At 65.6% G+C, this 11,100-nt stretch carries 9 protein-coding genes and 1 tRNA gene; 5 read left to right on the top strand and 5 right to left on the bottom strand.

Annotation, left to right across the window (positions count from 1 at the left end; all coding sequences use genetic code 11):
* The 4 genes from L1087_RS07645 to L1087_RS07630 all read left to right on the top strand — a co-directional run bounded on the left by L1087_RS07645 (window position 1) and on the right by L1087_RS07630 (window position 6,108).
* Window positions 1–573, top strand: coding sequence for a hypothetical protein (locus tag L1087_RS07645; protein WP_234558352.1), 573 nt, complete (start codon window positions 1–3; stop codon window positions 571–573).
* Window positions 574–700: 127 nt separating this feature from the next.
* Window positions 701–1,138 carry a hypothetical protein gene (locus L1087_RS07640; protein WP_234558351.1) on the top strand — a complete coding sequence of 146 codons (438 nt, stop codon included), beginning with the start codon at window positions 701–703 and terminating at the stop codon, window positions 1,136–1,138.
* A 144-nt stretch (window positions 1,139–1,282) separates the two neighbouring features.
* Window positions 1,283–3,493 carry a PD-(D/E)XK nuclease family protein gene (locus tag L1087_RS07635; RefSeq protein ID WP_234558350.1) on the top strand — a complete coding sequence of 737 codons (2,211 nt, stop codon included), beginning with the start codon at window positions 1,283–1,285 and terminating at the stop codon, window positions 3,491–3,493.
* Window positions 3,490–6,108, top strand: coding sequence for a UvrD-helicase domain-containing protein (locus tag L1087_RS07630; protein WP_135259816.1), 2,619 nt, complete (start codon window positions 3,490–3,492; stop codon window positions 6,106–6,108). Before L1087_RS07635 ends, L1087_RS07630 begins: the two co-directional genes overlap by 4 nt.
* Here L1087_RS07630 and rpsI read toward each other — a convergent pair.
* Complete coding sequence (rpsI, locus tag L1087_RS07625) at window positions 6,105–6,491, bottom strand: 30S ribosomal protein S9 (protein ID WP_234558348.1); 387 nt, start codon at window positions 6,489–6,491, stop codon at window positions 6,105–6,107. The genes L1087_RS07630 and rpsI overlap by 4 nt on opposite strands.
* Entirely contained in the window at window positions 6,491–6,922 is a 432-nt protein-coding gene (gene rplM / locus L1087_RS07620; RefSeq protein WP_234558346.1) for a 50S ribosomal protein L13, read from the bottom strand. The genes rpsI and rplM overlap by 1 nt, the downstream gene beginning before the upstream one ends.
* Window positions 6,923–7,058: 136 nt before the next feature.
* On the opposite strand from rplM, the gene L1087_RS07615 reads away from it, so the two are divergent.
* Entirely contained in the window at window positions 7,059–8,708 is a 1,650-nt protein-coding gene (locus L1087_RS07615) for a CTP synthase (RefSeq protein WP_234558345.1), read from the top strand.
* Here L1087_RS07615 and L1087_RS07610 read toward each other — a convergent pair.
* The 3 genes from L1087_RS07610 to L1087_RS07600 form a co-directional block, all read right to left on the bottom strand.
* A complete protein-coding gene (locus tag L1087_RS07610) occupies window positions 8,705–9,730 on the bottom strand; it encodes a DUF815 domain-containing protein (RefSeq protein ID WP_386082872.1) in 1,026 nt (341 codons plus the stop codon). The genes L1087_RS07615 and L1087_RS07610 overlap by 4 nt on opposite strands.
* A 254-nt stretch (window positions 9,731–9,984) precedes the next feature.
* On the bottom strand, window positions 9,985–10,860 hold the full coding sequence (locus L1087_RS07605; protein WP_234558341.1) for a tyrosine-type recombinase/integrase: 876 nt from the start codon (window positions 10,858–10,860) through the stop codon (window positions 9,985–9,987).
* 82 nt (window positions 10,861–10,942) lie between these two features.
* Window positions 10,943–11,018: transfer RNA gene (locus tag L1087_RS07600), tRNA-Lys, on the bottom strand.
* Between the last annotated feature and the right edge of the window lie 82 nt (window positions 11,019–11,100).

Genomic DNA, 11,100 nt, shown 5'->3' with positions numbered 1-11,100 from the left:
ATGAGACGGGTGCTCATGGGTTTGGTTCTCCTGATGGCGGGCCTTTCCTTGGCCCAAGGCACGGATTACCAGCAGGCGGCGGTAGCCTCGGCGGCCTTGGCCAGGCTCCAGGCGGTGGCCCAGGGGGCCACGGGCGAGGAAAAGCTTCTCACCTGGGCCAAGGAGGTGAAGGCCCGGGCGGAGGAGAGCTACGAGGCCAAGGCGTACTTCAAGGCGGCGCGGGAAGCCCAGGCCGCCCTTCTCCTTTTCCGGGCAGCCTCAGGGGAACCCCAGGTGCAGGCCCGGGGGCCGAGGCCAGCCCCCCGTATGGGGATGCACCATCCCTTTGGACCCAGGGGCCATGCCTTTGCCCCGTGGGGTAAGGGGCGGCCGGGCCTGGATGCCCGCTTGACCCAGCGGGTCCCGAGGGTGGTGGACCGGGCGGAGAAGGAGCTCACCTACTACCGGGCCCAGGACAGCCTGGTGAAGGATCTGGTGGCCGAGGCCAAGGATAGGCTTTCCAAGGAGCCCGGCCGGGCCTTCCTGCTGGCCCGGGCGGCCTTGGCCCTGATCTCGGCCGAGCGGGGCTTCTAAGTACCCCGTCGTGGCTTGCGCCACGACGGGGGCCCCAAAGAGGCCATGAGCACGCCCCTTCGACTTTGGCCGGTGGGGCAACCTTTGCGTGCGGGTACTTGAGGCCAAATCTGTCAAACTGGGAAGGATGCGGTGGTTTGGGGTCTTCCTCCTCCTGGCCCTTGGGAGCTGGGCCCTGGGGGAGGAGGGCCCCAAGGGCTTTGGCCCCTCGCCCGAAGAGGTGCTGACCCAGTGCTTTAGGGTGGTGCGGGCCCTCGAGGTCCAGGCCCTCTACCGGGAAGGGGATACCCTGGTCCTGGTCCTGGGCCAAGCGGCGGGGGAGAGGCCCCTGCTGCTCTTGGCCCTCGAGGGGGGTAGGCCCATGCCCTACATGGGTCCCATCCGCGGCAGGCCCATGCGGATGCGCCCCTTCTTCTTCCTGCGGGAGCTCTCCCTGGCCCGGCGGGTGCTGGTCCTGCCAGAGGGGTACCGCTGTTTCGTCCTCCACCGGGGGCGGGTGGTGGGAGTGTTGCGCCTGGGCTTGGATCTTACTCCCCTGCCCCTTTCCCCGGAAGCCATTCCCTGAGATGAATCCAACCTGGCTTTCGCCAGGTTGGAGGTCCAGGGAGATCCCTTCCGCAAGCCTTTTTCTTGGAGTGTGTAAGGGGTAGGGTTCGCGACGAAAGGGCATAAGGGTTTCCTGGGCTTTCCGGTTTTAAAATGCCCCCATATGAAGCCTGGCCTCTATCCCCTCCTGGGCCCCCCGGCATCGGGGAAGACCACCCTGGCCCGGGAATGGGCCTTGGAGGTCTTGAGGCGGCGAGGAAGGGTTTACTGGGTAGGCCTGCCCCACCAAAGGGCCTACGTGTACCGCCTTTTTGGGGGGGAAGGGGCGGTGCTGGGCCTGGAGTTCATGTCCTTCCAGGCCCTTTACTACCGGGTGCTGGCGGAGGTGGGCCGGCTTGGGCCCTTGCTTCCTGGGGCGGGAAGGGTGGCCCTGGTGGGGGAGGCCCTTAGGGGCCTCTACGGGGAAGGGATTGCCCCCGGGGAGGCCCGGCTTTTCGCCCGAGCGATAGCGGAACTCAAGCGCTATGGCCTCTCTCCCTTCGCCCTGCCCAAGGATGGGGAGGCGGGGAGGCTCAGGCGGGTCTACTTCGCCTACGAGCGCCTGAAGGGAAAGGCCCTGGACTATGACGACTTCCGCCACCGGGCGGGCCGCGTACCCCTTCGCCTGTTTCCCAGGCCGGATCTGGTGGTGGTGGACGGCTTCCGGGAGGTGGGTCCTTTGGACCTCCGCTTCCTTAAGCGCCTGGCCCGGGAGGTACCCGTCCTCCTCACCCTGGAGCTTCTTCCGGAGGGGCTGGAACCCTGGCAGACCCTTTCCCCCATGCCGGTGAGGAAGGAGGTCTGGGCCCTGGCCAACCCGGTGGAGGAGGCCCGCCACCTCCTGAGGGCCCTGAAGCGGGCCCTGGCCCCCAGGGCCTTGGGGGGCGAGGGCCTAGACCCCTTTGAGGTGATGGTGGTGGCCCCGGAGGACCGCATCCCCGGGCTTCTCCTCTTTCAGGACGAGTACGGCTTGCCCCTTTACGACGGGCGGGAGGGGGCCTTGGCGGACACGGAGGAGGGGGAAAGGGTCCTGGCCCTCCTGAACCCCATGCCCACCGGGCGGGACCTTCTGGCCCTGGGGTTTTCCGCCCTGGGCCGAAAGGCCTTGCGGCTTGGGCTTGCGGGGGAAGAGGCCCTGGCGCTTTTGGCGGAAAGGGAGGGCTTGCTTCAGGAATGGCAGGCGTTTTTGGCCCTGCGCACCCCCGGGCCTGATCTTCTGGCCTGGGGGGAGGAGGTCCTGGAGCGGCTTGGGGTGGCGGCCAAGGAGCTCTTCCTCTCCCGGCTGCGCCTGGCTTTGCGGGCAGACGGGGGAAACCCCTTGGCCTGGTGGCGGAGCCTCCTTTTGGATGAGACCCTGCCTAAAGAACTCCCCCGGGGAGTGGCCCTCCTCCCGCCGCTTCGGGCCATGGGGGTGCGGGCCAGACGGGTTTACGTGCTGGACTGGGTGGCAGGGCGCTACACCCTGGGAGAAGGGGAGGACTACTTCCTTTTGGAGGAGTTGCGGGAGCGGGGTCTTCTCCAAGGGCTTCCCCGGCGCCTGCGGGGCCTGGACCCCCTCTTCCTGGAGGAGCTGGCCACGCGGGGGGAGGAGGTCTTTTTGCTCTACCCAGAAGCCGGGCCTTCGGGGGCCTACGAACCCCTGGAGAAGGGAATCAGGCCCGAGCCCCTGCCGCCTTCAGGCCGCCTCGAGGCCCTGCCGGAGGAATCCTTCACCCCACCCCTCCCCACCTCCCACGCCCCCCCGGCCCACCTGGAGGTCCTCCGCCGCCACGGGGAGTGCCCCTTTCGGACCTATCTGGAGCGCTTCCCCCTTCGCTCGGAGGATGGGGCCCTGGGCTGGCACCTCTTCCCCGAGAGGGTAGACGAGCTTTCGCAGCATCCGGAGGTAGGCTCTTGGCTGGCTCTCCACCAGGAGCACCTAAAGGGCATGGTCTTTTGGGCCCGCTGGCCGGGGGAGCGCTTCGCCCTGCGCCTAGACGGGGTGCGCCGGGAAGCGGGGGGGCGGGTGGTACACCTCTACCGCCTTCTCCCCCCAGGGGAGGACCCCGATCTGAGCCCCCGGCGGCGCTGGACGGAGTGGTACGCCCTCGGGGCCTTTTTGCAGAGGAAGGAGGTGGAGGAGGTCCACCTCTGGACCTGGGCCTTTCTGGGAGAACCCCGTCCTTTCCGCAAGAACCCCTACCGCAAAGGGGATAAGCCTCCCCAGCTTGAGGAGGTGCGGGCGCTTGTGAAGGAGGCGCTTCCTCGTTGGGGCGAAGGGGGGTTTTCCCCGAGGCCCGGCCGCCACTGCTATGCCTGTGGCCTGGCGGACATCTGCCGCAAGGAGGAGGTATGAGGCTCTACGTGGCTTCCGCGGGCACGGGCAAGACCCACGCCTTGGTGGGGGAGCTCCTGGCGCTTTTGCGCCAGGGGGTGCCCCTAAGGCGCATGGCTGCCGTCACCTTCACCCGCAAGGCGGCGGAGGAGCTCAGGCGGCGCATCCAAGGCGAGGTGGCCAGGCTCTCCTCCGCTTCTTGGGCAGAGGAGGCGCAGCGGGAGGTCTACGGGGCGGTTTTCACCACCATCCACGGCTTTATGGCCGAGGCCATCCGCCACACCGCTCCCCTCCTCTCCCTGGACCCGGACTTTACCCTATTGGACGAGCTTTTGGCCGAAGCCCTCTTCCTGGAGGAGGCGCGAAGCCTCCTTTACCTGAAGGGCCTGGACCCTGCTCTAGAGGAGTCCCTCCTTGCCCTTTACCGGAAGCGCTCCCTGGCGGGGGCGTTTCGGGCCCTGCCCGGGGCCGAGGGGCTTCTTGAGCTGTTCCAGGAGGTCCTTTCCGGCTACCACCGCCGCACGCGGGAGGCCCTGGGACCAGGGGACCTCGAGGCCCTGGCCCTTCGTCTGGTGGAACATCCCAAGGCGGTGAGAAGGGTGGTGGAGCGCTTTCCTTACCTCCTGGTGGACGAGTACCAGGATGTGAACCCCTTGCAGGGGCGGTTCTTCCGGGTCCTGGAGGAGGCGGGAGTGCAGGTGGTGGCCGTGGGGGATCCCAAGCAGTCCATCTACCTCTTCCGCAACGCCCGGGTGGAGGTTTTCCGCCAGGCCCTGGGGGAGGCGAAAGAGGTCCTACGCCTGGGGCAAACTAGGCGCCACGCCCAGGCGGTGGCCCATTTCCTGAACCGTTTTGTGGAGCGTTTCTTCCCTGAGTCCGAGCGGGTGCCGGTGGAGCCCTTGCGGGCGGAGGAGGGCCGGGTGGAGGTCCACTGGGTGGTGGGGGAGGAGCCCTTGGACCGGAAGCGGGAAGGGGAGGCGGCCCTCCTGGCGGAGCGCCTGCGGGCGCTTTCCAGCCAGGGCTACGCCTTCTCTGATATGGCGGTCCTGGTGCGAAGCCGCAGGAGCCTGCCCTTCCTGGAAAGGGCCTTCCGGGCCCTGGGGGTTCCTTACGTCCTCAGGCGGGGGCAGAGCTTCTTCAAGAGGCCCGAGGTGCGGGATGTGTACCACGCTCTGCGCCTTGCCCTGTTGGAGGGTCCCCCAAGCCCTGAGGAGCGCATTTCCCTCCTGGCTTTCCTAAGGGGTCCCTTCGTGGGGGTGGACCTCGGGCAGGTGGAGGAGGCCCTGCAGGCGGAAGATCCTCTTTCCCTCCTTCCCCCGGAGGTGCGGATGCGCCTGGATGGGCTCAAGACGCTTGCAGGCTTGCGTCCCCTCGAGGCCCTGAAGGCCCTTGTGCGGGACGAAGTCTTCCTAAGGCGGCTTTCCCGGAGGGCCCGGGCCAACCTGGACGCCCTTCTCCTCCTGGCCGCGGAGGAGCGCTTCCCCGACCTCGAGGCCCTCCTGGAGTGGTTGAAGGTGCGGGCTGAGGACCCGGAAACCTCCGAGCTTCCCGAGGGGGGAGAGGGGGTGCAGCTCCTCACGGTCCACGCGGCCAAGGGCCTGGAGTGGCCGGTGGTGGCGGTCTTTGACCTTGCCCGCCACGAGGGAGGGAAGCCCGAGCCCGTGCTGGTGGGCATAGACGGCGAGGTGGCCCTGGAGGGGACAGAGGGCTACCGAAACCTGAGAAGGACCCTGGCCCGTGCCCAGGAGGAGGAGTCCCTCCGGCTCCTTTACGTGGCCCTTTCCCGGGCTAGGGACGTGCTTATCCTCACAGGGAGCCTTTCCGAACGGCCTGGACCCTGGGCCGAGGCCCTCATGGACCTGGGCTTGGGCCCTGGGGACCAGGATCCCCTGGTGCACCGCCACCCCTTGGCGGGCCTTCCTCCCTTGCCCTCCCCCCCACTCCTTCCCGAACCCCAGCCCCCCGCCCCTTACGCGGAGCACCGCATCCCGTCCAAGCGCTTTCCCCCGGTCTTTTCCCCCAGCGCTTATCGCAAGGGGGAGGGGGAGCCTTTGGCTCTTTCCCAGGCCCTCGAGGCCGAAACCCTCCCCGAGTACCCCCGGGCCCTGGGCACCCTGGTGCACTACGCTTTGGCCCGCAACCTGCACCCGGGGGACGAGGGGGCCATGCGGGCCCTCCTCCTGCAGGAGGTGGCCCTCCCCTTCTCCGAGGAGGAGCAGGAGCGCCTTCTTGCGGAGGTGCGGCTCCTCCTTTGGAACCACCGGCGCATGCTGGGGGAAGTCCTTCCCGCTTTGGAAGACCGGGAGGAGGACCACGCTGAGCTTCCCCTGGTCCTGCCCCTTGGGGGCACCGTCTGGTATGGGGTTTTGGACCGGCTTTACCGGGTGGGGGGCAGGTGGTATCTGGAGGACTACAAGACCGACCAGAGGATGGCCCCGGAGCATTACCGCCTGCAGTTGGCCCTCTACCGGGAGGCGGTGCGGCGGGCCTGGGGGGTGGAGGCCGAAGGCCGTTTGGTCTATTTAAGGCACGAAAGGGTTCACGTCTTCTCGCCAGAGGAGCTTCAGGAGGCCCTTCTGGAGTTGGAAAACACCCCTGGGATCCTCTCCCAGGGGCTCGAGCCGGACCTTCTTTAGCGCTTGGAGTACTGGGGTGCCCGGCGGGCCTTGTGCTTGCCGTACTTCTTGCGCTCCACCACGCGGGCGTCCCGGGTGAGGAAGCCCAGGGGCTTCAGCTTGGCGCGGTAGTCGGGGTTGTACTGGAGGAGGGCCCGGGCCACCCCCAGCTTGATGGCGTCGATCTGGCCGCTCTTGCCGCCTCCCCGCACGGTGATGTAAGCGTCAAAGCGCCCCAGGGCATCCACCACCCTCAGGGGCTCGAGGGCCGCCACCGCCTTTATCAAACCCTGGAAATAGTCTTGGAAATCCTGGCCGTTCACGGTGACCTTGCCGCTTCCGGGTCTCAAAAAGACCCTGGCCACCGCCTCCTTACGCCTTCCGGTGCCGTAGTACTGCTCCATCACCTGACCTCCAGCTTAACGGGTTTCTGGGCCTGGTGGGGGTGGGTGGGGCCGGCGTAGACCTTGAGGCGCTTGAAAAGCTTCCGGCCCAAGGGCCCCTTGGGAAGCATGCCCTTCACCGCGTGCTCCAACACCCTCTCCGGGTGGGTGGCCAGCATCTTCTCCGCGGGGATCTCCTTCAGGCCCCCCTGGTAGCCGCTATACCGGGTATAGATCTTTTGCTTCAGCTTCTTGCCGGTGAGGCGGATCTTGTCGGCGTTGATCACCACCACGAAGTCGCCCATGGGAAGGTTGGGAGTCCAGTCGGGGCGGTGCTTGCCGCGTAGCAGGGTGGCGATCTGCGTGGCCAGCCGCCCTAAGGTTTTGCCCTCGGCGTCAATAAGAACCCACCGGGGTTCGATCTCCTTGGGTATGTACGTCTTGGGCTGCATGTGTTTGGGCCCTCCTTCAACTCTGTGTGCCAGGCACCATGTTCTTGCCGGGGGATCGGGGGACCCCGCAAGAACGCCAAAGAAAACTGTACCATAACCCCGGGGTCTTTTGCCAGATGTGGTAGGCTGAAGTCCCGTGAACGGGGTTTCCGAGAACGCGCAACGGCCGAGGAAGTACGTGTTTGTCACCGGGGGTGTGGTGTCCAGCCTGGGCAAGGGCATCCTCACCTCTTCCCTGGGAGCCCTTTTTCGGGCCCGGGGGTATAGGGTTACCGCCATCAAGATTGACCCCTACGTGAACGTGGATGCGGGGACCATGCGTCCCTATGAGCACGGGGAGGTCTTCGTCACCGCCGATGGGGCGGAAACCGACCTGGACATTGGCCACTACGAGCGCTTTTTGGACCTGGACCTCTCCCGGGGCAACAACCTCACCACGGGCCAGGTCTACCTCTCGGTCATCCAGAAGGAGCGCCGGGGGGAGTACCTCTCCCAGACGGTGCAGGTGATCCCCCACATCACCGACGAGATCAAGGACCGCATCCGCAAGGTGGCGGAGGAGCAGGGGGCCGAGGTGGTGGTGGTGGAGGTGGGGGGCACGGTGGGGGACATCGAGAGCCTTCCCTTCCTGGAGGCCATCCGCCAGTTCCGCTTTGACGAGGGGGAGGGGAACACCTTCTACATCCACCTCACCCTGGTCCCCTACCTGGAGACCAGCGAGGAGTTCAAGACCAAGCCTACCCAGCACTCCGTGGCCACGCTTAGGGGTGTGGGCATCCAGCCCGACGCCGTGGTCCTGCGCTCGGTGAAGCCGGTGCCGGAGGAGGTGCGGAAGAAGGTGGCCCTTTTCACCAACGTGCGCCCCGGGCATGTGTTCAGCAGCCCCAACGTGGAGCACATCTACGAGATACCCCTCCTCCTCGAGGAGCAGGGCCTTGGTCGGGTGGTGGAAAGGGCCTTGGGCCTCGAGGCTGTCTTCCCTAACCTCTCCTTCTGGCAGGAGGCGGTGCGGGTGCTGAAGCACCCCGAGCGCACGGTGAGGATCGCCATCGCCGGGAAGTACGTGAAGATGCCCGACGCCTACCTCTCCCTTCTGGAGGCCTTGAAGCATGCGGGTATCCGGCACGGGGCCCGGGTGGAGGTGAAGTGGGTGGACGCCGAGGGCCTGGAGGCGGGGGACCTGGACGAGGCCTTCCGCGACGTGGCGGGCATCCTGGTGCCCGGGGGTTTTGGGGTGCGGGGCATCGAGGGCAAGGTGCGGGCGGCCCAGTACGCCCGGGAGCGGAAGATCCCCTACCTCGGCATCTGCCTGGGCCTGCAGATCGCGGTGATCGAGTTCGCCCGGAACGTGGCCGGGCTCAAGGGGGCCAACTCCACCGAGTTTGACCCCTACACCCCCCACCCGGTCATCGACCTCATGCCCGAGCAGCTGGAGGTGGAGGGCCTGGGGGGCACCATGCGCCTGGGGGACTGGCCCATGCGCATCCGCCCCGGCACTCTCCTCCACCGCCTTTACGGCAAGGAGGAGGTCCTGGAGCGCCACCGCCACCGCTACGAGGTGAACCCCCTCTATGTGGACCAGTTGGAGCGAGCCGGGCTGGTGATCTCCGCCACCACCCCGGGCATGCGGGGCCGGGGGGCGGGGTTGGTGGAGGCCATCGAGCTCCCGGACCATCCCTTCTTCCTGGGCCTCCAGAGCCACCCCGAGTTCAAGAGCCGCCCCATGCGCCCCTCGCCTCCCTTCGCCGGCTTCGTGGAGGCGGCCTTGAGGTACGCTGGGCTCTAGAGCAGGCTTTGGGCGAACTGCCGGGCCACGCGCCCGGAGAAGCCTTTTTGCAGGGCAAAGCGCAGGGCCTCCCTTTCCTCCTCCGGGGTCAAGGGGCGGCCTAGGTGGTGGGCCACCGCCTTCAGGTAAAGGGCCTTGTCAAAGGGGGGGAAGGTGAGGACCAGGCCGAAGCGCTCGGAAAGGGCCAGGGTGTCCTGAAGCTCGTCCCAGGCGCTGGGGTCGGCCCCGGGTAGGGGGTTTTCCCCAGTTTGACGCACCAGGTGGCGGCGGTTGGAGGTGGCCAGGAGGAGGACGTTCTCCGGGGGGCCTTCCAGGCTTCCCTCTAGGAGGGCCTTCAGGTGATGGAAGGAATCCTCTTTAGGATCCAGGGAGAGGTCGTCCAGGAAGAGGAAGAAACGATGGGGAAGGAGAGCCAGCTTTTCCAACAGGTTTTCCAGGTGGGCTAGGGCATTGTGCTCCACCTCTACCATGCGGGCTTCTCTAAGGTGCAAAAGACTCTTGGCGGCAGTGCTTTTGCCCGTGCCCCGGGCCCCGTAGAGGAGGGTGTGGAGGGCGGGTTTTCCCGAGAGGAAACGAAGGGCATTGGCTCTAAGGGCCTTAAGCTGCTCCTCGTAGCCCAGAAGTTCGTCCTCCTGGGGCAGGCGGTAGCGTTCCAGGGGGCGCACCTCGCCAACGAAGCGGAAGGCCCGGTAGAGGGCAAAGGGATAGGGTCCGTGGGCTTGGAGTACCCGGGCCAGGGCCTCGGGGTCGCGGGTGAGGAGGGCGGCCAGGGCCCCTTCCTCAGCAGGGTGGGGGGGGCGCTCTCCCAGGTCGGCTAAAGGGTACTCCTTCCGCCTTTCTTCCAGTTCCAGGAAGAGGACCTCGAGGTCCTGCCGCATCAACTGGAGAAGCCCTGGGGTGGGCCTTAAAGCCCGCCAGGCCCAGGGGGCTTTGAGGAGGCTTTGGGCGAAGCCATAGCCCCAAGGTTCACCCCGGGGTAGGTCCAGGTCCAGGAGGTCCAAAGGGGTCTTAGGAATCTTCATGGGCCCCATGGTAAAGGAAGACCCCCGGGGAAGGCCCCGGGGTTCCGTGGTGGGCCGCACAGGACTCGAACCTGTAACCCACCGATTAAGAGCCAGGCTCTCCCTTGCATGGCCGTTTTCCCGCGTCCAGGAGCCCAAAGCCTGTCCGCTTTCCTAAGTTTACAACCACCAGATTGGGGTTTCAAGCTCTGTCGGTTGCTCATATCCGGGGTTACAGCCTTCCAAGCTACACTATGCTACCTCACTTCCAAATTTCATTGTGGGCGTGTTCCCCTTTTGACTAACGCCACCAAGTCCACAGTTTGCAGGCGTTCCCTAAGGTCTTCGGTTAGGAGGTGGAGGTAGCGGCTGGTCATAGCCGGGGTCTTGTGGCGCAATATACGTTGCAATGTAAAGGGGTCGCCCCCGCTTTTGAGGAAGTGCGTGGCGAAAGTGTGGCGTAAGAGATGCATGCCTACAGGACGGTCAATTCCAGCGGTCTTAGCCAGGCGATGAATCCAGCGAGACAAAGCATTGGCGTTCAAGGGCCGGTTCCTGTGAACAAACAAGTAGGGTATGGTGGCCCGGCGTTCCCGGTCCACGTACAGCCGTAGATACCGCAAAGTGTCTTTTGTGAGGGGAACGACACTGAAGCCCGTTTTCCCCTCTACCCGCAGGACAGCTTCTTCCCATTGAATATCTTGGAGGGTTAGGCGGCAAATCTCCGAGGCCCGTAGTCCGGCACCCAAGGCGAGCGCTAAGATGGCTTGGTTACGGAAGCGGAAACGAGGGTCTTTACGGGCTGCGGCAAAAAGAGCGGCTATCTCATCTAGGCTTAGAACCTGCCTGGGCCGGAAGTCTTGCCTAGGGCGCTTGCGCCCTTGGAAAGGATTTTTGTCTAGATAGCCAACGGCGACAAGCCAATTGCAGAAGCCCCTTAGCGCCCGGTCATAGTTGCCCAGTGTAGCTTGAGATACATTTTTGAGCAGGGCTTGAGTTACCAGGCTGCGGTTGAGGGCTACCAAAGGCTGGTCCAAATGCTCCCGTAGTAGATAGCTCACGGTCTGCTGATACCAGCGGATGGTTGCTGGCCGTTTCCCCTCCACCCTTTTCTCCTGCAGAAACTCTTCTAGCGCTTCAAGAATTGTCATGCCCGGCACCTCCTTCGACCAAGAGAGATGCCGGGCTCGACAACTCGCTTCCAAGAGTGGAAGCTTTGCCTTTAAAAGGCGATGGTGGGCCGCACAGGACTCGAACCTGTAACCCACCGATTAAGAGTCGGTTGCTCTACCGGTTGAGCTAGCGGCCCAAACGCCAAAGGCTAGTGTAGCCTTCCCCCCTTTTCCTGTCAAGGAGAGGCGGCGGGCCCTTCTTTGCCCCTGGCGGCCCCG

This window comes from Thermus tengchongensis, assembly GCF_021462405.1.
In the GTDB taxonomy this organism is placed as follows: Bacteria; Deinococcota; Deinococci; order Deinococcales; family Thermaceae; genus Thermus; species Thermus tengchongensis.
The sequence above is the reverse complement of the archived record's forward strand: the minus strand, read 5'-3'. Positions and strand labels throughout refer to the sequence as shown.

Coding starts and splice junctions, on each gene's coding strand:
- L1087_RS07610 (WP_386082872.1), bottom strand. CDS start 9,730: ATGAAGATTCCTAAGACCCCTTTGGACCTCCTGGACCTGGACCTACCC.
- L1087_RS07630 (WP_135259816.1), top strand. CDS start 3,490: ATGAGGCTCTACGTGGCTTCCGCGGGCACGGGCAAGACCCACGCCTTG.
- L1087_RS07640 (WP_234558351.1), top strand. CDS start 701: ATGCGGTGGTTTGGGGTCTTCCTCCTCCTGGCCCTTGGGAGCTGGGCC.
- L1087_RS07645 (WP_234558352.1), top strand. CDS start 1: ATGAGACGGGTGCTCATGGGTTTGGTTCTCCTGATGGCGGGCCTTTCC.
- L1087_RS07605 (WP_234558341.1), bottom strand. CDS start 10,860: ATGACAATTCTTGAAGCGCTAGAAGAGTTTCTGCAGGAGAAAAGGGTG.
- rplM (WP_234558346.1), bottom strand. CDS start 6,922: ATGCAGCCCAAGACGTACATACCCAAGGAGATCGAACCCCGGTGGGTT.
- rpsI (WP_234558348.1), bottom strand. CDS start 6,491: ATGGAGCAGTACTACGGCACCGGAAGGCGTAAGGAGGCGGTGGCCAGG.
- L1087_RS07635 (WP_234558350.1), top strand. CDS start 1,283: ATGAAGCCTGGCCTCTATCCCCTCCTGGGCCCCCCGGCATCGGGGAAG.